The sequence below is a fragment of the Nocardia africana NBRC 100379 genome, from assembly GCF_001612635.1.
Lineage (GTDB): Bacteria > Actinomycetota > Actinomycetes > Mycobacteriales > Mycobacteriaceae > Nocardia > Nocardia africana.
In genome coordinates this window covers 167,888-188,311 of sequence record NZ_BDAV01000010.1, presented here as the reverse complement: position 1 = coordinate 188,311, position 20,424 = coordinate 167,888, and the positions used below count along the sequence as shown (strand labels likewise).

The window sequence follows — 20,424 nt, the reverse complement described above, 5'->3', positions numbered from 1 at the left end:
TCGTTCTCGACGGCGACGATGTCGCGAAAGCGATTGTGCGAGAAGGCGACATCACTAACCGACCCGCGTCCGGAGGAAGTCCTGGACTTCCGTCATCATCCGGCCGACCGAATCGGCGACGAAGAGGAGCGGCTGACAAATGCTGTCGTCGATATCGCTGGTGAGTATGTCCTCGACCCGGAACTCTCGCAGATCCGCGTTCACGAAGGACTCCATCTCCGTGACCGAGGACAGAATCGCGGCGCCATACGCTCGCGGGTGGCCTTTTTCGGCGACCACGCCGACCTCCAGGGTGAACCAGAACAACCGCGCGATCGCGGCCCGCTGCTCGTCGGAGGTGGCGCGGTTCGCGGCCCGGCCGAAGCAGCGATACAGTTCCGCGAATTCCGGATCGGCGAGTATCACCCCATGTCCGACCAGTTCGTGGATGACATCGGGATCGGGCGAGAACGACTGTTCCGTCACCGGCCGCACGTCCGGGGTCGCGTGGAGGATGCCGTCGGCCATCGGGCCGTAGAACAGGCGGCCCGGCTGACTTCCGATGGCCGGTGCGAGCCCGAAACCGGTCAGCGACCGAAGTGTTCGGGACACCTCGCTCATCTGCGGAACCCGGTCGGTGGGCAGTTCGACGATACGAGCGGCGGCCCGATACTCCGCGCAACCGAGCTCCTCGTGCATCGTGCGAAGCGTCGCGAAAACCTGTGACCACAGCGCGTCTTCGTCGCTGCTGTAGACGAATTCGGGCACCGGCTGCCCGGGACGGCATGCGCGGGCGACGCGCTCACGTTCGGAACGAACGTCGAGACCAACCGTCATCGCAATCAATCCTCTCCTCGAGTTACCTAAAGTGCGCAGGTCATCACCACTCGGAATCGATCGGCGCTGACAATAGGTTCGTTCTGTGTGCGCGAGTACCCCCGGCTATTTCCTGCAAACAAATCGACGGAGTTGCTGAGGGTAAGGTAGAAGGCGGTTTCCCGCAATACATCTCGGGAAATATTCGGTGAAATTTCTGCGCTGCCCGCAGATCTCCGCGAAATGTGAAACGGGGTGTTCGGAAAGCGATGGATTCGCTGTCCGATCTGTCGCTTTTCGCCCGAAATATTCATTGCGCCTTCACCACTGATCAGATGCCGGTCGCAGCCGCGAACATCGGCCAGCGGGCAGGTTCGGCATCGGCCCCTCCGCTCTTCTCGGACGAACAACGGTAGTCAGTCAAGCTACTACAGGGTGAGGGGCGAATTCCCGGTTTGCCGTTCCAATGCCGAGCGCGTCGCCGGTCGCCGAGGCCGGACGCTGCCTACCGGGTCACCGGATCGGCGGCACCGGACACTTCAGCGGATCCACGCCGGTGAGATCGGCGGAGGCGGCCCACAACTCGGCCGCGACGCCGACGTCGGTCGTATGAGCATGAGGTGTTTCGCGGTGTGGTCGTCCGCGGAGTCCGAAAATCGTTGGCCCCCAGAGCTCACCACCGGTGGTCCGATCCCTGCGCCGGCGCCGGTGACCAGAATCGTCTTCCCCTCGGCTCGACAGCCGCTGTGCCATGTCATGTCCGCAACCCTGACACCGCGCTCTTGCGCCGCCCTGACGCGCCACTGGCATGCGCGCCGGCGCGCGAATACCGCCGAACGGTAGCCGACGGAGAACTCGGGATCGGTGCGCGGGTATATATTCTCTGGTCGAAGGTTGTATTCGAGGGAATTGCAGGGCCGTTCCCGCTGATGGCGGGGTCGAGATGCGATGTGGAATTACGCAACGTGTGAAAAGAATCTAGCCGTAATTAACTTTCCAGACTGAATAATTAATAGCAGATAATGAAATTCTGGCCGCGATTTAAATAGCGGATTTCGACCATGGGAAGATGAGAAGAGGCTATATTTTAGAAACTCAGTGTTGCGGTCCGACATCCGGTCGTACCGTTGCTCGATATTTTCTGGAGTTAGTCATGAGATCGATCTCTTCCCTGGTTCGTGCCGGCGTTCTCGCTCCGGTGGCGGTCGCCACCGTGTTGTGTATGGCGGCACCGGCGAATGCCGCACCGGTCAGCGTGAACTGGAGCTGTAAGGGCACCATTCTCGGGATCGGCCAGACCTCGAGTATGACCACATCGGTCACCGGCACCGCGCCGAGTTCGGCGGCGTCGGGTTCCGCGGTGGCCATCACTCTCACGCCGGGTTCCTCGTCGGTGCCGAGTTCGGCTTCCGGCTTCACCGTGAACAACATCAGCAACCTGAAGATGACCTTCCCGACGCCCGCGAATTCGACTCTGGTCTCGGCGACCGCCTCGGGCGGAACGGTGGCCGGCACCGTCACCACGTCGGGTGGGAAAGTCGTTCTGACCGTTCCGGGCCCGATCGCCGGCGGCACCAGCTTCACGCCGCCGGCGGTGACCATCAACGTCACCGCCGGCACTCCCGGAACGCCGATCACCAGCAAGTACGCGGGGACCAGCTACACCGATCCCGGTATGACCATGACGACGAACGTCGCGTTGGTCGGCAATGTCGCGACCTCGTGCTATCCGAATCCGTCCCCGACCCTCACCACCACATCCGTCAGCTGATTCCGCGGACAGGGCCCCACGGCGTGACGGCCCGTGTCCACCCCGGCGGCCGGTGGTGAACATGCCTGGACCGGGTTGTGTCAGCAGCCCGGTCCAGGTCTCACCCGGCGGGGCGGGTGCCCGCTGTTCCCGATAGTGCTTGCCCCGCTTCACGTTTGGGGTGGGGAAACGGTTGGGCCCGAATTCTGAAATGCGCCGTATCGCATGGGTCGGTGTGTCGTACAGTGCAGGTCCGACACCGTCCACGGTCGCTTCGCCGGCCGCAGCGGTGCCAGCTTTCGTGATGTTCGTCAGCCGCGGTTCGGCTGTCGTGGCGAATCGATCGACAGGAGCACACATGTCCGCTTCCATCACCCGGCGGCGACCCCTACCGTACGCGGGGGCACTGATTCCGAAGACTCCCTGATCGGTGACTGTCGTTGAGCGGATTCATGTTTCACAGTGATCGAGGGGAAAGCTCGTGTGCCCGAGACCAACCGAACCCGCCCGCATCTCGGTCGAACTCAAACGGGCGCTGGAGTTCTACCACGGAACCGTCGAGGATCTGACCAGGGAATTGATCAGGGTGCTCGGCGTGAACGAGACCGATCGGCGTGCACTGGAGATCGTCCTGGCCGATGACGAGAAGTCCATAACGCCCAAGATGCTGGCCGAACGGCTCGGCATCACCGCGGCCGGCGTCACGATCATGCTCAATCGGCTGGAGAAACAGGGCTATATTTCCCGTTCGCTGCACCCGACCGATCGTCGTCGCGTGATCGTCATGGCCACCGAACTCGCGGCTTATCGCATACAGCAAATCGTCGTACCGATGATCGTCGAGAGTTACAAGATGTTGCTGAATTGGTACGACTCCACCGAACTCGAGATAATCGCCGACTTTCTCACCCGCGCCGGTGAACTGCAGAAAATTCACCGGCAACGGCTGCGTGACGTGGATCCCTTCTCCAGGGCCTGAAACCGCGCACGCGATATCCGCGCATTGCTCTTCGGATCGCAGGTTTCCAGCGGTCGGCACATCCAGACGAAGAAAGTAGTAATGGGATGGGAACCGTCGACGGCAGCGAAAACCTAGTGACAGAGGCGGATATCGATGGTGAGTCTCGGCATGGAATTCTGTGGTGGGGCGATCGGTACCAGCACCAGATCTCGCGTGCCGGTGTGATCATCGCGTTGATGACCACGGCGATCGGGATAACGCTCGTGGTACGCGCGGATTCGAGCCCGCCGGTGGGTAAGAACGATGCGCAGGCGTACTCGGGCCGACCCACCGTACAGACCGTCGATTGCGGGGCCGTCTCGAGCGATAGCGGCGTGGTGACCCGGAGCGCGACGTCGGACGCGCCGGGCGAGATCTCCGTGCCGGGCGACGGGGCGGACAGTACCGACGCGGCTGCCGATCCCGGGGCAGTGCCGGCCGTCGATGCCACCGACCCGGGAACCGGCCCGGCCCCAACGACGGAATCCACGTCCGCTGCGCCGGAATCGACGACTGCTACGACGACGGATGCCCCGCCGACCTCGACGGCTGCGTCGGCGGGCGCGAGTTTCTCTGCCACGGCGAGTCTTTCGATCCAGATCATGCCCAGCATGCCGGACTCGGGCCCGATCGTCCCACCACCGATGTCGACCGCGCCTACGGCTCCGGTGGAGAGATCGACGGTGACGGTCACAGCCGATCCGGGTACGGCGACCACGACGGTGCCGATCACCACGCCAACGGCACAGGTGCGCACGACGCCGGCGGCACCGGTAGACACCACGCCGGCAGCTACGGGCGCGACAACCAAGTCCACGACGGTGTCCCCACGCACCACGATCGCGGCGAGTTCGACGACATCCACGTCGCCGGAGGTCGCCACGACACCCGGGTCGCCGACGATCACACCGCCCACGGCGCCGGCGACGACGCCCCCGGCCAGGAAGCCCCCGATGCCGACGAAGCCGGCGTATCCGACGACTCCGTCGATCGCCCATCCACCGACGACATCCCCGAAACCCTCAGCGGGATAGGGGGTTCCGTCACCGAGGCGGTGCACTCGCTCCGGTATCGGTGGGTGTCGCCGGATCCCGCGCCTACGCCGGCGGACGAGACTCCGGCTGCCAGTCGTAGACGACCATGGTGCGCAGCACGATGTCCTGCAGCGAATACCGGCGCGGATCGACCACCACCCAGAACAATCCGACCGCGAACATCACACACAACACCGCCCGCACCAAAGCCCGCGGCCACCCTATGAGCTCTCCGCCACGGGTCACCACCCGCAGTCCCATCATCACGGCGCCGACGGTGCGACCGCTCACCGCCCAGCAGCCGGTGAGGTACAGCATCGAGACGACGATGAAGACGCCCGTCGACATGACCGCGCCGGCGTCCGGCCACGTGAAGTCCTGCGGTGAGAACAGCAGCCGGGCGAACGCCAGGCACAGATAGCTCGCGGCCACGAGCGCCAGGACGACGGCGACGTCGACCCCGGACGCGATCGAACGCGTCACGATGCCGGCGGTACGGTGCGCAGGGGCACTCACTCCGCGCCCGATTCGGACGGTGTTCGCCGGAGCAACTTACCGACGAACCCCGCGACGGCGTCATCCGCATGCATCCCCTGGCTCCGGATGCCGAGAACCGCCTCCGCGGACATCGAGTCGGTGGATTCGCGGATGATCCGAGGTAGATCGACGCCCTCGATCACGGTGTCGGCCAGACCGACCAGATCGACTCGTCCGATGAGCTTGTCGACATCGATCCGCTCGGCCACCGCGTCGAGATCCACATTGTCGACGACGATCTCCGTGAGGTCGACAGCGCCGACCGCGGTCCGCACGATCCGGCCGATCACCGCCCGCAGCACCCGCTCGGTGAGGTCGTCGACGGCGTCCAGCGTGTCGGCGCCCCGCTGTTCGAACTCCGCGAGCACCGGCTCGACGCCGGGCACCTGCCGTGCGACGCCGAACCCGAACCCCACTACGCGCCCAGCAGCCCCGCCGATCCGCGCGGCGGCTCCCACCACCAGGTTCACCGGCCTCGACATCGGGATGCCGTCCACATCCCTATCAAACTCGCTCGTCGCCGGATGGGCACGCCTTTCGACCTATTCGATATTCAGACGTCGGCCGAACGGGGGCGCGGGACGTCGAGGCCCGGACTCGCGTATCCGGTAACGACGGGTAGCGGACTCGGGCGGATATCGTGCGATCGGTGACCGAAACAGCGACAGAACGCAGCGAGCGGGCTCGACTTTCGTCTGCTCGTGTGGTCGTAGTCGTGGTGTTGGCGACGGTACCGGTGCTCAAGTTGAGCTGGACTTTCGGCGGTGGCGACGCCGCTCGGGACGCACTGAGCGCGATGGGCCCCGCGAACTGGCTGGATATCGTCATCGGTGTTTTCCTGGCAGAGCCGCTGCTCGCGACCGTCCTGGCAATAGTGGCGTCCCGGGTGACCTACGCCTACTCGGCGGCACACGGGGGAGCTGCCCGGCACACAGCGACGCCGCTGACCGTCACGGCCGCCGAAGCGGCGATCGTCCCGATCGGGCTGGGTGTCATCGTCGGCGCCTTCAACGGCCTCACGTGGGGTGTGATCGCGGGGTTGGCCGGTTACGCGTTACGGCTGGGAGTCGTCATCGAATATCGGACGGGGCGACGTATCTCGACCACCGGCAAGCGCAGCGGTAGCCGGCCGGAGACGGCGCTGCAGCGCGCCGCAGATCTCGCGCGGGCAGGCGCCCTCGTGTCGAGTTTGCTGATCCTGCCGGTGCTCGGAATAGTCGCCGCTCTCGACGGACGGGCTTGGAGCACGGTGCAGACCTGCGATGTCAACACCGGCGCCGGTATCCACCGAGCCCGCGTCGCCGAGTTGGGCCGATCCGGCGACGGGATCATAGCGTGGGATATCACCGCCGAACAGGTCGTCAACGGCGTCAACTGTGCTCCGGACGGGAGCGACGACATCCGCGAACCATGGTGGCGCAGCTGACGCCCCTCGACACCCGAGCGGTACGACGTGGTGGCGGAGTGGTTCGACGAATCAGTGTGCGCTCGTGTCTGCTGCTCTCCGGGTGCGGCTCGGGGATATGAGCGATATCCGAATGATTCTTGCGATGATCGGTTGCGGTGCAACGCTTTCGGCAGCTGCGCTGAGCGCCTCTTCGGCCACGGCAGCAGCCGATTCACACATGAGCGGCGTAGGGGGCAAGGTGTCTTCCGTGGCGGCATGGATGATCAAGCGGTCGTTGGTCTGTTCGGCGGCGGATCCCGGACGGCTGGCGCGGGCAGGGGAGACGACCGTGGTGCACCGCGAGGCCGGGATCCGGTGGCGAGCAGTGGCCGTGTTCGCGCTCGCGACCATCCTTGCGCCCACGCTGATTTCGTGCGTGCAATCGCATCGCAGCGGGAGCGAATCAGGGTGGACCAAGATGCCCGAGCTCACGTATCTCAACGATTTCCCGGTCGAGCCACAGATGACGGAGCAGATCGCCCGGCCGAAGACTGTGGCGCCGGCGAAACGATGATTACGACGACGTCACCGTGCTTTCCGGAGACGAATCGCGGTGGCGCCGGACCGTTGCCGGGTTCCATCCCTCGCTCGTGATCATGTGTAGCGTGGGCTCGGTGTCCGACCGGTCGATGGCCCAGAGAATCGGTCGTCCCGATAGGCGTTCGGCAGGTCGACCCCAGGCGGTGCCGGTTCTGGGTCGATCAGACCTTCCGTGCGGCGTTCGACGATCACGAGCGGGATTTCGCGGTGGGTTTTCGCCTGGTAGGTGTCGTAGAGCGGAAAGATCGCGGTCATGAGGTGCCACAGCGGTGGTTTCTCTTCGGCGGTCGCCGGTCGCGCACGGCCGGTGAATTTCTCCGCCCCGACTTGGACTGTGACCTCGGGGTCCGCGAGCAGGTTGAGGTACCACGCGGGGTGGGTGGGGGATCCGGCGTTCGAGGCCACCAGGACGTAGCGGTCGTCGTCCTCTCCGTAGATCAGCGCGGTGCGTCGGAGCTTTCCTGATTTCCTTCCGCGTGTGGTGAGCAGCAGCGAGGGCCGGCCTTGGTAGAGGTGGCCACTCTGCCCGTCGGTCTCGACGTAGTCTCGGACGTGGTCCGCCACCCAGTCTGTCGGGCTGTCGTGGACGTCATCGGGTCCGGGCGCCGAACTCTCGGATAGGCTGTGCAGCAGGTGGTATCGCGTGAATCCGCTGTCGATGACCCCAGGGAATTCTCTCACTCGCCGCCAGCCGCTGCCTGCTCCGATCATGCCTTGGCCGGACCGTTCGATCGCGTCGCGGTGGGCGTCCGCAGTTGTCCATTCCGCATAGGGGATCACTCGGGTGCCGTCGGTGCTGACGTGGAAGTGGCCGGAGATGCCGCCGGGGTGTGGGTCGGTTTCGCCGGCCATTGCGTCGAAAACCGTATCGACCCAGCGTCGTTGCCGATCGTGATCGGGTCCGTCGAACTCGACGTCGAGGATGACGATGCATCCTGGAACCGGTGGATTCGCCCCAACGCTGCTGCGATACAGCCTGTATTCGACCGCTTCGATGCCTGCGAATCCGGACAGATATTCGCGGCCGGCTTCGCCGTTTCGCCACTGGGTGTAGGTGACGTTCTTCTCACCGTCGGTGCTCACGAATGCGGTGCACGAGATGAGTTCCTTCGGCCAGGAGCCGCATTCCAGATCGGCGAAGACCTCTGCCGCCGCCGACCTCACGATCAGGACGGTGTCGACGCCGGGGTGTGCGATGTCGGGCAATACATTACGGGCGATCATGGTTCACTCTCCGGTCATCGTCTGGTCGGGGGGCGGTTCAGGCGGCATAGGGGTGCTCGGATCGAGCGACTTCCAGCGCTCGGCCGAAGAAGGGTTTGATCGGTCGACTTCGCGGCGGCGGCGTCACTGGCCGCCGTTCAGGCAGAGGCGATTCCGCGAGGTCGATGACATCGACGGTGATTCCCGCACGCTGCTCGGCGTGTTCGACGAACCGGTTGGCGACTGTCGGGCCGAATCGACCCGTGCGGGTGCTGCCCACGATCGCGGCGAGGGTCGGTGGACTTTCGGATGCGAACACAGGAAAAGCCTCGAACTTAAACACGAGTTCAAGTCAAGGTAGTGTGGTCCGCGTGACACCGCCGTCTCCTGAAGTCGCCGAAGTGACGATCGGCGAACTGGCCGAACGCAGTGGCGTTCCGGCCTCGGCGTTGCGGTTCTACGAGCGGCAGGGGCTCATCCACAGTCGTCGCACCACCGGGAATCAGCGTCGCTATACCCGTGCGACGTTGCGGCAGGTTGCCTTCATCCGCGCCTCACACCATCTGGGCATTCCCTTGTCGGTGATCGGCAAGGTCCTCGCATTGCTGCCACCCGGTGAAATACCGGGCCAGGAGTTCTGGGCCAGGGCGTCCGATTGCTGGGCCGAGGACATCAACTCCAGAATCGCGCGGCTGGAGCGGATGCGCGATCGGTTCTCCGAATGCATCGGCTGCGGCTGCCTGTCGTTCCAGCAATGCGCACTCGTCAATCCGAACGACGAACTCGGCAAAGAGGGTTCGGGCCCGCGGCGGCTCTTCGACAACTGAGGCGTCGCTGTCTCGCAGGAATGCCGGCCCCGAACACGGTCACGGCTGTGGGAAAAAGATGGGATGTGTCGGAATTCGGGCGCTATGAATCAATGGGAATATTCAGCTTCGACATTCTGTCCGGGTTCGATCGAATTGGTATTACCGATCCCGTCACGGTGAATTCCGCGGCTGGTTCGGTCGGGTGTCGGTGCAGCGGCTGCACTGCCTCGTCAGCGGCTGCCGGGTCGTGCCGGCTCTCCACTCGCAGGTCGTTCTCGCTGGTCAGCGCGGGTTAGGGCGGCGCGAAAATGGAGCAGAGCGGACACTGCCAGGGAATTCCCGGTGGCCGGCTTTTGCGGCGGCAGGACGTTTCAAGTCGTATACTCCCGTTATGGCGGATGATCAGTCCTCCACAGAATTTCCCGAGGCCCCCGTTCTGGTGGTGCAGACGCGAGAGCGCGTCTATCGGCTGCACGCGGGAGGTTCATACAATGTCGGCCGCGATCTGGCGGCCGACATCGTGGTGACCGATCCGCGGGTATCTTCCGTGCACGCCGTCTTGGAGCGCGGGTCGGACGGTTGGGAAATCGAGGACGCGCACAGCCTCAACGGCACCTTTTTCGACGGTCAGCGCGTCGATCGGATGCTGATCGACCATGACGAGACGTTCCAGCTCGGTCATGCCGTGAACGGCGAGCAGTTGGCCTGTTCGGTGGAGGGGCGAAAAGGACAGCACGGCCGCGAGTCGTCCGGCGATATCGGCGGCGACACGATGCTCGTCCCCGATCCCGGCTACCAGCTCGATGATGAAGCCACGGTGACGACGGTCCATCCGGGGGGCCGCCCCCGGCGGGTCGCGCGGTCGTCGCCTCCCGCGGCTCACCCCAGCGCGGTCGTCCCGATCGTCTCGGACACACTCCGGATCGGGCGGGCCTCCGACAACGACATCGTCGTGCCCGACCTCATGGTCTCCCGTCATCACGCCGAACTGCGAAAGACCGGCGCAGGCCGGTATCGGGTCGTCGACCTCGACAGCCACAACGGCACCTACGTCAACGGCGCCCGGGTCGATTCGGCGGACCTGTCCGAATCCGACTTGATCGGCATGGGGCATACCACCTACCGGCTGGTCGGCGACGAACTGCGGGAGTACGTCGACACCGGTGACGTGTCGGTCTCGGTGCAGAACCTCATCGTGCGGACACCGGAGGGCAAGGTTCTCCTCGACGAGGTGAGCTTCCCGATTCCGCAGCGCTCGCTCGTCGGGGTCATCGGACCCAGTGGAGCGGGCAAATCGACGTTGCTCGGCGCGGTGACCGGGTTGCGTCCGGCGACAGAGGGGACGGTTCGTTACGACGGACGCGACCTCTACACCGACTACGACGAACTCCGCCACCGCATCGGACTGGTTCCGCAAGAAGACATCCTGCACAGCCAACTTCCGACGCGGCGCGCGCTCCTGTACGCGGCCGAACTCCGCTTCCCGGGTGACACGCGCCCCGAGGAGCGCGAGCAGCGGGTCGATGAGGTCCTCGCCGAGCTCGGCCTGGCCCGGCATGCCGACACCCGCATCGATAGGCTCTCCGGTGGTCAGCGCAAACGGGTGAGCGTCGCGCTGGAGTTGCTGACCAAACCGTCCCTGCTGTTCCTCGACGAGCCGACCTCCGGCCTCGACCCGGGCCTGGACAAGACGGTCATGGACATGCTGTCCGAACTGGCCCACGACGGGCGCACCGTGATCGTCGTCACCCATAGTGTCGCGAACCTCGATTCCTGCGACCGCCTCCTCGTGCTGGTACCCGGCGGTCGGCTGGCCTATTACGGACCGCCCGCGGAGGGGTTGCAGCAGTTCGGGCAGCGCAGTTGGGCCGAGGTGTTCCAGTCCTTCGACCGCGAGGAGGACCGCGACTGGGCTGCCGAATTCCGGGAATCGCCACGCTTCGAGCAGTACGTGGAGGTCGGCCCGACCGACGATGTCGGCCCGGCGGACGTACACGCACCGGCACCCCCGCCCGCGTCGCAGTCCAAGCTCAGCCAGCTCAGTACGGTGTGCCGGCGATACCTGGCGGTCATCGCCTCGGACCGAAGTTACCTGGTGCTGCTCGGCGTGATGCCGCTGATTCTCGGTGGCTTGATCGCCGCGGTGCCGTCGGGCGAGGGTTTCGCCGGGGCGCCCGGAACCAACACCGATGCCCCCACCAAGCTCATGATCTTGGCATTCGGTGCTTGTTTCATCGGCACCGGCAACTCGATTCGCGAGATCGTCAAGGAGCAGACGATCTATCGCAGAGAACGCGCGGCCGGACTGTCCGCAGGGGTCTATCTGATGTCGAAGCTCCTGGTCTTGGGCGTGATCACCATCCTGCAGACGGCGGTGCTGTTCTTGATCGGCACCATCGGGGTGAGCATGCCGGCGAAAGGCGTATTCACCTCGGTCCCGCTGGAGTTGATCCTGGCGATGGCGATGCTCGGCATCGCCTCGCTGGCGTTGGGCTTGCTGGTCTCGGTGTCGGTCAACACCTCGGAGAAGACGCTGCCACTGCTGATTGTGCTGTCCATGGCGCAACTGGTGTTCACCGGCGGTTTGGTACGGCTGCCCGGCACCCCTGTTCTGGAACAGCTGTCCTACCTGTCGCCGTCCCGCTGGGGCTACGCCGCGGCAGCGGCCACCCTCGACCTGGACACCCTGTCCCCGCACAAGGGCGCACCCGACCCGCTGTGGCGACATGCCCTGGGCACGTGGCTGCTCGACATGGGGGTCGTCGCAGGCCTGGGGGCCGTCTTCCTCGCGCTGGCCGGATACCGGCTGTATCAGCTGCGTCCACGGCGGCGCGGCGCCCGCCCCGCGCGGATTTGACGCCGACAAACCGATTACGGCACGACGTCGAAGACGTCGTCCGGATCGACGTAGTCAAAGAAGGCTCGGCGCCCCGGGGGCGACCGGATGCAGCCGTGCGATTTCTCCTCGATCGGACCGCCTCTCGGGGATGATGGTGTTGGGTGTGGCGGACTGCATCCATCGCTTCACCGACCGGCCAGGATACGGTTCGGATTCGACAGGAGCGGATATGACCGACGGCTCCGGCTCGGACCGCGGCTTCGGACGATCAACGGCCGGACTCGAATCCGGCGCGGTGGCCGCCTTCGCAGCCGCGTGGGAATCGGCTGCCCCGGCCCCGGCCATCAGCGATTACCTGCCCGACGCAGAGACCTTGCGCTTGGACGCGTTGATCGAACTGATCCGCGTCGACCTGCGCCAGCGCTGGCTGCGCCGGCCCGCGCTCACGCCGTCCGGCGGACTCGAGCCGCCCCGCAAGCGGCTGCGGAACTACTGCGCGGAATTCGCCGAGCTGTCGCCGGACCGCATTCCGGCCAGCCTGGTCTATGAGGAGTTCGTGATCCGCCGGCACAGCGGCGAGCGGGTCGATCCGCGCGAATATCTGCGCGAATATCCCGCGCAAGCGCCCGAGCTGAGCGAGTTGCTCAATGCCGACGACGAGGATCGCAGCACGCAACGCGCCGGTGTGGACCCGACTGCCATCGCCTCGACCATGGTTTCCCCCGAAGGCACCCGCACCACGGGCGACATGTTCGCCGAACAGGAGACGACGGGATCGCAGGTCGCTCGGCTGGACAGCATCCGGGTAGGCGATTGCATCGATGATTTCGATCTGCTCACCGGGCTGGGGAGTGGAGCCTTCGCGCGGGTGTTCCTGGCCCGGCAGCGCTCGTTGCAGCGGCTGGTGGCGGTGAAGATCTCCGCCGACCGCGGCACCGAACCGCAGACGCTGGCCCAGCTCGACCACGACTACATCGTCCGGGTCTTCGACCAGCGGCTGCTGGGCGAACCGGACCCGCACGGCGATGCCCGCAGCCGCCGGCTGCGGCTGCTGTACATGCAGTTTCTGCCCGGTGGCACTCTGCTGGGTGTGTTGCGCCGGGTCCGGTCCACCCCTGCCGACCAGCGCAGCGGTCGGTTGCTGCTGGCCGCGGTCGACGCCGCGATGGAGGAGAAGGGTGAGATCCGCCCGACCGATTCCAGCGTGCGCGCCGAGATCGCGGCGCTGTCGTGGCCGGAAACCGTGGCCTGGCTGGGCCGCCGGCTCGCCGAGGCGCTGGCCTACGCCGACGAGCACGGCGTGCTGCATCGCGACGTCAAACCGGCGAACGTGCTGCTCACCGCGGAGGCGGTGCCGAAACTCGCCGATTTCAACATCAGTTTCAGCCGCGAGGTGGCCGGCGCCAATCCGGTGGCGTACTTCGGTGGGTCGCTGTCGTACATGTCGCCGGAACAGTTGGAGGCCTGCCATCCCGGCTACCGCCGTTCCGCCGACGATCTGGATACCCGTTCCGACATCTACTCGCTGGGTGTGGTGCTGTGGGAGCTGCTGACCGGTGCCAAGCCGTTCGACGACAGCACCGCGGGTGAGCGCAGCGACTCCGCCGCGCTGGGGGCGATGCTCGCACGTCGTCGTGCTGGTGTGGATTCGGTTGCGCTGCAACGGGTTCCGCCCGATTGTCCGGCGGCACTGTGCAGGGTGTTGCTGACCTGCCTGGCGCCCACGCGTGACAAGCGCTGGTCCAACGGCAACGAGCTGGCCCAGCAGTTCGAACTGTGCCTGGACGCGCGGGCCCGCGAACTGGTGGATCCGGCACCCACGAGCTGGCGTTTCCGGGCGCGGAGGTGGCTGGTGCCGCTGGTGGTGCTGGCCTTCGGCGTCCCGAATGTGCTTGCGGCCGTGTACAACACGCTGCACAATCGAACCCTGATCATCGACCGGATGAGTGTGCCCGCCCAGCAGACATGGTGGATTTTCACCAGCACGGTGAACGCGGTCTTCTTCCCGGTGGGCGTCGTGACCGTGCTGTACTTGTCGCGCTATCTACTCACCGTTCCGCGCGGTCTGCGGCGCGGACGCGAGTATGACTCCCGGATACTCGCCCGAGCCAGATCCGATGCCCTGCTGTTCGGTGATCGGTGTGTGGTGGTGGCGTTCTCGCTCTGGAGCCTGGCGGCGATTCTGTTCCCGCTCGTGCTGCACTTCGCGACCCACGAGCTCACCGGACAGGCGATCGTGCACTTCTTGGGCGGGCTGCTGGTGTGCGGCGCGATGGCGGTGGCGTATCCGTTCTTCCTGGTGACGTTCTACATGGTCCGCTGCGTCTACCCGCTGTTTCTCCGGCACGGCGACATCGGCCACGAGGATGCGGTACAGCTGCGCCGGCTCGATCGCCGCTGCAACGGATATCTCGCGGTGGCGGCGTCGGTGCCACTGCTGGCGGTGGCCGGGGTGACATTCCTGCCGCTGAGCGATACTCCGAAGATCATCGTCGCGGTGCGGGTGTTGTGCGTGGGGTCCATCGTCGCCTTCGTGGTCGCCTACGTGCTGTTCCGGGCGCTCGAGGCCGATCTGCGCGCACTGGAGCGAGTGGTGGATCCTGGACATCAGGAGGCTGCCGGTCGGCTATGAGTTCCACGGATAGGCAGCCGCGGATGCGCTGGACCGAGCAGTCAGCGGACAGTTCTGACGCTCCACGCGCGGCGAATTAGTTGGAACTTTGTCGGAAGATCCGACCAACGAGGTAGGTATTCGGGCGGAAGAAACCCGCCCTGACCTGCAAGATGAGTGGAGCTAAGGGGAATCGAACCCCTGACCTTCTCGATGCGAACGAGACGCGCTACCAACTGCGCCATAGCCCCGTGGCTCGTTTCCGGGCCAACGGAGGAGAACTTTAGCAGGTGGGGGTGGGAGATTCCGAATCGGCTGGTTGAAGTGGGGAAACGCGGGGTCAGGTGGGTTCGGGGGCGGGCGGGGTGAGGTGGAGGCCGGCGGTGGTGGCGGCGTCGCTGAGGACCGCATTGAGCATGGCGGGGGTGAGGCGGCCGGTGAAGGTGTTCTGCTGGCTGACGTGGTAGCTGCCGAACAGGTCGAGGCGGTGGCGGCCGGGGCGGGCGGGGTCGATCGAGTAGTGGACGCCGTGACCGAACTTGGGCCGGGGGCGGGGGACCTGCCAGCCGGCCGCGGTGAGGGCGGGCATGAGCGCCTGCCAGCCCCAGGCGCCGAGGACCACGACGGAACGGACTGTGGGAGCCAGTAATTCGAGTTCGTTGATCAGCCAGTGCCGGCAGCGGTCGCGTTCGTCGATGGTGGGTTTGTTGTCCGGGGGCGCGCAGTGCACGGGGGAGGTGACGCGGGTGCCGAGCAGTCGGAGCCCGTCGTCGCGGCGGGTGGCGGTGGGCTGGGTGGCGGCGCCGATGGCGTAGAGGGAGGCGAAGAGCACGTCGCCGCTGCGGTCGCCGGTGAACATGCGGCCGGTGCGGTTTCCGCCGTGGGCGGCGGGAGCGAGGCCGACCAGCAGCATGGCCGCGTCGGCGGGGCCGAAACCGGTGACCGGACGGCCCCAGTAGGTCTCGTCGCGGAAGGCGGCCCGCTTCTCGCGGGCGACCTGCTCGCGCCAGGCGACCAGTCGCGGGCAGGCGCGGCAGTCGGTCAGCGCCGCATCCATGGCGTCGAGGTCGGGGTACTCGGCGGTGTTCGGTGGTTCGTTGTGGCTGGTGCTGCGCACCATCGGTCCTCCGTTCGGTTGGTGCCCCTGCGAGTCTGCCCGTTCGGCGGTGGTCGTGTCATACCTGCCGCTGCCGTTAACTGACGGTTTGCGACCTCTGGTGTGCCGTCCGGTATCTGCCGATTCGTGGCATGTGGGCGATTCGTTCGGTCCGGCGCGAGGTGTTCGCGGCGGCGACGAGAATCGCCGATTCCCTGGCTGGGGGCCGCTGTCGGTCGAAAAGCCGACAGGTCGCTGGTACCGGACCGGTCGGATGCTCAGCTGTCCCGGCAACAGACGTGCAGGTCCGTAGCTTTCGATGTTGATAGCATGGCGTTTCCAGCCGGACGGTCCGCCGCAGCACCGGTTGCGCGGTCCAACGCGATCACATCGAGAGAGTTCTTGCATGCAGTTCGAAATCGTCGAGCGGGACGAGACGTGGGTCGCCGGGCTACCTGTGCGCAGTCCGAAACGTGCCCTCGGAGAGCTGCGCGACCGTGATCTCGAGGCCGCCTGGGCCGCAGTCCTGCATCAGGAACTGGGCGGCCCGCTGGCCTGCTCGTATACCGATTACGCGCCCGATCTCGGCACGTTCAACACCCAGATCGTCGGCTACGAATGCACCTCGTTCGACCGGGTGACCCGCGGGCATATCGTGTCCCGTCTGCCCGCCGGCGCCTATGCGCGTTTCTCCGCTGTCGGCAATTTCCCGCAGATCATGACCGACCTGTGGACCCAGATCGGATACGCCGAGGAACACAATCAGATCAAACGCACCTTCACCGGGGATTTCGAATGCTATCCGCACGCGTACAAGATTGATCTGTACCTGGCGGTAGACCCCCGATGACGTATTCGATCGTGGTCCGCGACGCGGCCATCTACGGCGGCCTGGTGGTGCCGCGGGTCCGGCCGAGTTTCAAGGTCAGCAACAGCGAGCTGATCGAATTCCTGCGTGATCGGCTGCGTGATCGCGAGATCGGTGGCCCGCTCTACACCGTGTACGTGCCCGACCCGGCCGGAAATTACAACGTTCTGGTCAGCTACGAATATCAAGCGCCCAAAGAGGTGCCGGTGGGCGATGTGATGATTCGCGTCCCGAAGGGCGTATATGCCCGATTCGAACCCAACGGTGATTATCACGATCCGGTCGAGGATGTCTGGGCTCAGGTCGATGACGCCACCGCGTCGGCCGAGATCACCCGCGCTTATCGCGAGGAGATCGAAGTGTGGCGTGGTCCCCACCAGCTCGAGTTGTTCATCTCGATTCTGGTGTAATTTTTTGGTTGCCAACAGGTAACCAAATGTGAACCGGGCGGTCTTTTTGTTCTGTGTGGTGTAGGACACCGACTGGATGACCTGGTTCGATACCGTGAGCCACGCTCAGGTTCCGGAAGATTTGCCGGACGTCTGGTCAATTTCGGAGGGATGACGGATACTTCCCTAGGTGGCCATACCCGACACCGGCGGTAGCGCATGCCGAGCGGAGGTGGCCGAAAGATCGCGCCGCGCCGCGCAGCAACAGAGTAGGAACCGTATGACTGGGCTGGATGTCGCACCGGAGGCGCTGCGACGATATGGCTGCTGACCACCCTGTGCGACCCCGCCGTACGGGCCTCGTTCCGGGCTTCGGCGAATTCTCCGCCGCACCTCTCCGCGAACTCGCCGCGATTTCATCGCAATACGTCGATACACTAGCGTCGGTTCAGGGCGGATTCATCGACGCTCGGGGCGTGGACGTCCTTCCCTTGACATGCCGTGGATAGCGCGATCGGAGACAAGGTGCCTCGGCGAACGCTCGACTCGTTGGTGACCCAGGTCGCCGCGGAGTTGATGGGTGTCGACGCCACGACGATGGTGGCGGCGACCGAACGAGTGCTGGCCAAACTGGTCGACTACTTCGACGTCGATTTCAGTTTCGTCCGCCATACCGACCGGGAACGACGGGCCACGGTGCTGGTCGCCGAATGGCCGCCGCGCCAGGACGTGCCCGACCCCGACCCGCTGCGTGTGGTGTATTTCGAACAGGCCGATTCGGTGTTCCGAGCCGTCGAACACGCCACCGAACCGATGGTCGCGCGCCCCACCCCGGAATTCTCCGACTATCAGGAGACGATTCGCCGTTCCGGATTGACCGACGTGACGACCGCGACGGTTCCGCTGATGTCGCGCGGTGAGCCGACCGGATTACTCGGATTCATGAAAAGGGGCGACCGGGAGTGGAGCACCCGGGAGATCAACGTCCTGAAGGCGATCGCGGCGCTGCTGGCGCAATTGCAGGCCAGGGTGGTGGCCGAGGAACGGTTGCGCTACATCGCCCTGCACGACGACCTCACCGGCCTGGCCAACCGGCGCGCCCTGCTCGAACATATGGAGGAGCGGCTGCGTCCGGGTAGTTCGGGACCGGTTGCCGCATTCTTCCTCGACCTCGATCGGCTCAAGGCGCTCAACGATTTTCTCGGGCATACCGCCGGTGACAATTTCATCCGCACGCTGTCGTCGCGGCTCAAGGAACATCTCGATCCGAACGACATGATCGCGCGGCTGGGTGGCGACGAATTCGTCATCGTGCCGGCCAAGCCCGTGGACTCGGTCGCGGCCGAACTCGAGGCGACCCGGATCCAGCAGTTGATCACCCGCCGGGTGTCGGTCGGCGGGGAAACGGTGAGTCGCGGCGCGAGCGTCGGTGTGGCACTGGGCATGCCGGGAGAGACCACGGTCGCGGATCTGTTGCGCCGGGCGGACCACGCGCTGCTGTCGGCGAAATCCGGCGGGGGCAACGGGGTGGCGGTGTTCACCGATGCCATGCGCGCGCAGTTCGAACTGCAGGACGATGTCGAGTTGAATCTGCGCGGCGCCGTCTCGGACGGTTCCCTGCTGCTGCACTATCAGCCCGAGGTGGATCTGCGGACCGGGCGCATCGTGGCGCTGGAGGCGTTGGTGCGCTGGCAGCATCCCACCCGCGGACTGCTGCCGCCCGGTGCGTTCGTCGGAGTGGCCGAGGCGACGAATCTGGCCGGCGAACTCGGTCGCTGGGTATTGCGCACGGCTCTGTCCCAATTCGCGAAGTGGCGGCGTGCCGGGCTGGCCTCGAACGTGGTGATCCGGATCAACGTCTCGCCGGTGCAGTTGGTGAGCCTGGACTTCGTGGAATGCGTCGAGGATGTGCTGCGCCGGCACGGAATCGACGGTAGTTCGGTGTGCCTGGAGATCACCGAACACGTCGTGGTCTCGGATCTGACCCGCACCCAGGTGACCTTGCGCGGACTCAAGCGCATGGGCGTGCAGATCGCGATCGACGATTTCGGCACCGGCTACAGTTCGCTCTCGCATCTCAAGGCCCTGCCGGTGGACGCGGTGAAGATCGACCGCGGTTTCGTGCAGCGGCTCGGCGCCAGCACCGACGATCTGGCGATCGTGAAATCCATTGTGGGACTTGCTGGTTCGTTCGGTCTCGGAGTTGTCGGCGAAGGCGTGGAGACGGCGGTGGCCGCTCGCACCCTGGTCGGCCTGGGCTGCTACCGGGCACAGGGCTTCCTCATCGCGCGGCCGATGCCCGCCGACGAGGCCGAACCGCATCTGGCGGAGGGGCGGATTCCGCTCGACCTCGAACTCCCGCGGGTTTCCCGTGGGGCGCATCGGATCTGATTCCCCGGTATGGCAGGCGCCGAATCCGTGGGTTCGCCATGGCTGCTGGTGGAAACGCTCGCGCCCGAAAATGGCCCGACCATCGTCGCCGACGGGCCGCGAGCCCGGGAATGGACGAATCTCTCGCGCGCCGGGCGCTCGCTCGGGGCAGGTGCCTCCGCGCTGGCGGCCGCGGCCGTCGATACCGCCGCAGTGGCCGTCCCCGCCGCAGCGTCCGGCCCTGGTGCGGAGCCGGCGGCCGACGGCCGGATCGTGGTGTCCGAGGGCGGCTGGACCGCGATCGCGGTGCCGGTCTTCTGCTCGTTCGGGGCGGTGCACGGGGTGCAGTTGTGGGTCGGTGCCGAGGGGCAGCAACCGCCCCCGCGGCGCGCGGTCGCGGCCTGGGACTGGGATTCCGATACCGAACTCGCCCATCACGGCCCGGGACTGGAGGAACTCGCCTTCGCCCGTGCCCGCGAACATGTGCGGGTGGTGCGCACGCCGCCGGAGGTGTTCGGGCGGATGGTGCGCTTCGACGAGCGGATGGCCTACACCGCGGTGGTGGCGGGCACCGACCCGGTCGGGCGCTGGCAGGGTGAGCTGGCGATTCGTGGTGACGACGAGATCGTGCGCAACTTCCAGCTGGTGATCCGGGTGCATCGTGAGGACCCCCATGTGGCCTCCTCCACCCGCACCGCGCACGTCACCCGCGCGCTCCTGCACGAGATCACCGATGTCAGCCCACCGCGCCCGGATACCGATCTGGCGATCACCCGGGCGGTGTCGCGGGCGGCCGATGCCGGCGTCGGATTCGTCGAATTGAGGTTGGGGCTGGTGTACGAGTGGGCCAGTCCGCCGCCACCGCCGCTGGAACGCTGGGGCACCGAACGGCCGCTCGTGCACCCGGATGATCAGCGGGACTACCGGGCGGCGTTCGCGGCCGTATTCGCCGGCGACATCGACGCGCCGGCAAGGAAACTCGTCTTCCGCATCCGATTCGAGCACTCGGACTGGATCGTGGTGCGGGCGGAATTGTCGAGGCTCGGTTCGGAGCGCGCGCACGGCATGATCCGGGTCGTACCCGCCGGCTGAGCGGACCGGCGGACGCGGCATTGGTTCAGGCTTTCGCGAAGGTT

Annotated in this window: 18 protein-coding genes and 1 tRNA gene; 11 read left to right on the top strand and 8 right to left on the bottom strand. The window is 65.8% G+C overall.

The features are described 5' to 3' along the window. Nucleotides 1-54: 54 nt before the first annotated feature. Nucleotides 55-816: an amino acid hydroxylase gene (locus NA3_RS18020; RefSeq protein ID WP_062964788.1), complete on the bottom strand. Its 762-nt coding sequence runs from the start codon at nucleotides 814-816 to the stop codon at nucleotides 55-57. 1,132 nt (nucleotides 817-1,948) lie between these two features. On the opposite strand from NA3_RS18020, the gene NA3_RS38675 reads away from it, so the two are divergent. Together NA3_RS38675 and NA3_RS18010 are read left to right on the top strand one after the other, a co-directional pair. Beyond that, on the top strand, nucleotides 1,949-2,566 hold the full coding sequence (locus tag NA3_RS38675; protein ID WP_227995564.1) for a hypothetical protein: 618 nt from the start codon (nucleotides 1,949-1,951) through the stop codon (nucleotides 2,564-2,566). Between the two features lie 460 nt (nucleotides 2,567-3,026). After that, nucleotides 3,027-3,524: a MarR family winged helix-turn-helix transcriptional regulator gene (locus NA3_RS18010; protein WP_062964787.1), complete on the top strand. Its 498-nt coding sequence runs from the start codon at nucleotides 3,027-3,029 to the stop codon at nucleotides 3,522-3,524. Here the strand turns inward: NA3_RS18010 and NA3_RS18005 are convergent. The 3 genes from NA3_RS18005 to NA3_RS17995 all read right to left on the bottom strand — a co-directional run bounded on the left by NA3_RS18005 (nucleotide 3,451) and on the right by NA3_RS17995 (nucleotide 5,613). Then, nucleotides 3,451-4,452 (bottom strand): hypothetical protein, encoded by a 1,002-nt coding sequence (locus tag NA3_RS18005; protein ID WP_157126574.1) that lies wholly within the window; start codon nucleotides 4,450-4,452, stop codon nucleotides 3,451-3,453. The genes NA3_RS18010 and NA3_RS18005 overlap by 74 nt on opposite strands. Before the next feature lie 190 nt (nucleotides 4,453-4,642). After that, nucleotides 4,643-5,095, bottom strand: a complete 453-nt coding sequence (locus NA3_RS18000; RefSeq protein ID WP_062964785.1) for an RDD family protein — start codon at nucleotides 5,093-5,095, stop codon at nucleotides 4,643-4,645. After that, nucleotides 5,092-5,613, bottom strand: coding sequence for a hypothetical protein (locus NA3_RS17995; protein WP_372464282.1), 522 nt, complete (start codon nucleotides 5,611-5,613; stop codon nucleotides 5,092-5,094). Before NA3_RS17995 ends, NA3_RS18000 begins: the two co-directional genes overlap by 4 nt. A 152-nt stretch (nucleotides 5,614-5,765) precedes the next feature. Here NA3_RS17995 and NA3_RS17990 point away from each other — a divergent pair, with 152 nt between their 5' ends. Together NA3_RS17990 and NA3_RS17985 are read left to right on the top strand one after the other, a co-directional pair. Further along, entirely contained in the window at nucleotides 5,766-6,542 is a 777-nt protein-coding gene (locus NA3_RS17990; protein WP_128145575.1) for a hypothetical protein, read from the top strand. Between the two features lie 97 nt (nucleotides 6,543-6,639). Further along, the gene (locus NA3_RS17985; protein WP_128145574.1) at nucleotides 6,640-7,077 is read left to right on the top strand and encodes a hypothetical protein; all 438 of its coding nucleotides are present in this window, start codon (nucleotides 6,640-6,642) and stop codon (nucleotides 7,075-7,077) included. Between the two features lie 80 nt (nucleotides 7,078-7,157). Here NA3_RS17985 and NA3_RS38205 read toward each other — a convergent pair whose 3' ends face one another. Both NA3_RS38205 and NA3_RS39275 read right to left on the bottom strand, forming a co-directional pair. Next, nucleotides 7,158-8,327, bottom strand: a complete 1,170-nt coding sequence (locus NA3_RS38205; protein WP_063917566.1) for a nitroreductase family deazaflavin-dependent oxidoreductase — start codon at nucleotides 8,325-8,327, stop codon at nucleotides 7,158-7,160. A gap of 37 nt (nucleotides 8,328-8,364) precedes the next feature. After that, nucleotides 8,365-8,586 (bottom strand): NADPH-dependent FMN reductase, encoded by a 222-nt coding sequence (locus NA3_RS39275; RefSeq protein WP_218021843.1) that lies wholly within the window; start codon nucleotides 8,584-8,586, stop codon nucleotides 8,365-8,367. 91 nt (nucleotides 8,587-8,677) lie between these two features. Between NA3_RS39275 and soxR the strand changes: the two genes are divergently transcribed. The 3 genes from soxR (at nucleotide 8,678) to NA3_RS17960 (ending at nucleotide 14,586) form a co-directional block, all read left to right on the top strand. Beyond that, on the top strand, nucleotides 8,678-9,133 hold the full coding sequence (gene soxR, locus NA3_RS17970; protein ID WP_062964976.1) for a redox-sensitive transcriptional activator SoxR: 456 nt from the start codon (nucleotides 8,678-8,680) through the stop codon (nucleotides 9,131-9,133). Nucleotides 9,134-9,506: 373 nt separating this feature from the next. Continuing rightward, nucleotides 9,507-11,972, top strand: coding sequence for an FHA domain-containing protein (locus tag NA3_RS17965; RefSeq protein ID WP_062964781.1), 2,466 nt, complete (start codon nucleotides 9,507-9,509; stop codon nucleotides 11,970-11,972). Between the two features lie 211 nt (nucleotides 11,973-12,183). Next, a complete protein-coding gene (locus NA3_RS17960) occupies nucleotides 12,184-14,586 on the top strand; it encodes a serine/threonine-protein kinase (RefSeq protein WP_062964975.1) in 2,403 nt (800 codons plus the stop codon). A gap of 157 nt (nucleotides 14,587-14,743) precedes the next feature. Here the strand turns inward: NA3_RS17960 and NA3_RS17955 are convergent. Together NA3_RS17955 and NA3_RS17950 are read right to left on the bottom strand one after the other, a co-directional pair. Then, nucleotides 14,744-14,816: transfer RNA gene (locus NA3_RS17955), tRNA-Ala, on the bottom strand. 89 nt (nucleotides 14,817-14,905) lie between these two features. Continuing rightward, on the bottom strand, nucleotides 14,906-15,685 hold the full coding sequence (locus tag NA3_RS17950; protein ID WP_084491654.1) for a uracil-DNA glycosylase: 780 nt from the start codon (nucleotides 15,683-15,685) through the stop codon (nucleotides 14,906-14,908). 382 nt (nucleotides 15,686-16,067) lie between these two features. Here NA3_RS17950 and NA3_RS17945 point away from each other — a divergent pair, with 382 nt between their 5' ends. The 4 genes from NA3_RS17945 (at nucleotide 16,068) to NA3_RS17930 (ending at nucleotide 20,380) form a co-directional block, all read left to right on the top strand. Next, nucleotides 16,068-16,511 (top strand): GyrI-like domain-containing protein, encoded by a 444-nt coding sequence (locus NA3_RS17945; RefSeq protein ID WP_062964780.1) that lies wholly within the window; start codon nucleotides 16,068-16,070, stop codon nucleotides 16,509-16,511. Then, complete coding sequence (locus NA3_RS17940; protein ID WP_062964779.1) at nucleotides 16,508-16,939, top strand: effector binding domain-containing protein; 432 nt, start codon at nucleotides 16,508-16,510, stop codon at nucleotides 16,937-16,939. Before NA3_RS17945 ends, NA3_RS17940 begins: the two co-directional genes overlap by 4 nt. Nucleotides 16,940-17,494: 555 nt before the next feature. Beyond that, a complete protein-coding gene (locus NA3_RS17935) occupies nucleotides 17,495-19,309 on the top strand; it encodes a putative bifunctional diguanylate cyclase/phosphodiesterase (protein ID WP_062964973.1) in 1,815 nt (604 codons plus the stop codon). A gap of 9 nt (nucleotides 19,310-19,318) precedes the next feature. Then, a complete protein-coding gene (locus NA3_RS17930; protein WP_062964778.1) occupies nucleotides 19,319-20,380 on the top strand; it encodes a GAF domain-containing protein in 1,062 nt (353 codons plus the stop codon). Nucleotides 20,381-20,424: the final 44 nt, after the last annotated feature.

Bases quoted from the DNA above. Each gene is read 5' to 3' on its own strand.
- NA3_RS17985 (WP_128145574.1), top strand. From the start codon at position 6,640: ATGAGCGATATCCGAATGATTCTTGCGATGATCGGTTGCGGTGCAACG.
- NA3_RS17950 (WP_084491654.1), bottom strand. From the start codon at position 15,685: ATGGTGCGCAGCACCAGCCACAACGAACCACCGAACACCGCCGAGTAC.
- NA3_RS38675 (WP_227995564.1), top strand. From the start codon at position 1,949: ATGAGATCGATCTCTTCCCTGGTTCGTGCCGGCGTTCTCGCTCCGGTG.
- NA3_RS17965 (WP_062964781.1), top strand. From the start codon at position 9,507: ATGGCGGATGATCAGTCCTCCACAGAATTTCCCGAGGCCCCCGTTCTG.
- NA3_RS17960 (WP_062964975.1), top strand. From the start codon at position 12,184: ATGACCGACGGCTCCGGCTCGGACCGCGGCTTCGGACGATCAACGGCC.
- NA3_RS38205 (WP_063917566.1), bottom strand. From the start codon at position 8,327: ATGATCGCCCGTAATGTATTGCCCGACATCGCACACCCCGGCGTCGAC.
- NA3_RS18020 (WP_062964788.1), bottom strand. From the start codon at position 816: ATGACGGTTGGTCTCGACGTTCGTTCCGAACGTGAGCGCGTCGCCCGC.
- NA3_RS17940 (WP_062964779.1), top strand. From the start codon at position 16,508: ATGACGTATTCGATCGTGGTCCGCGACGCGGCCATCTACGGCGGCCTG.
- NA3_RS17930 (WP_062964778.1), top strand. From the start codon at position 19,319: ATGGCAGGCGCCGAATCCGTGGGTTCGCCATGGCTGCTGGTGGAAACG.
- NA3_RS17945 (WP_062964780.1), top strand. From the start codon at position 16,068: ATGCAGTTCGAAATCGTCGAGCGGGACGAGACGTGGGTCGCCGGGCTA.
- NA3_RS17935 (WP_062964973.1), top strand. From the start codon at position 17,495: ATGGGTGTCGACGCCACGACGATGGTGGCGGCGACCGAACGAGTGCTG.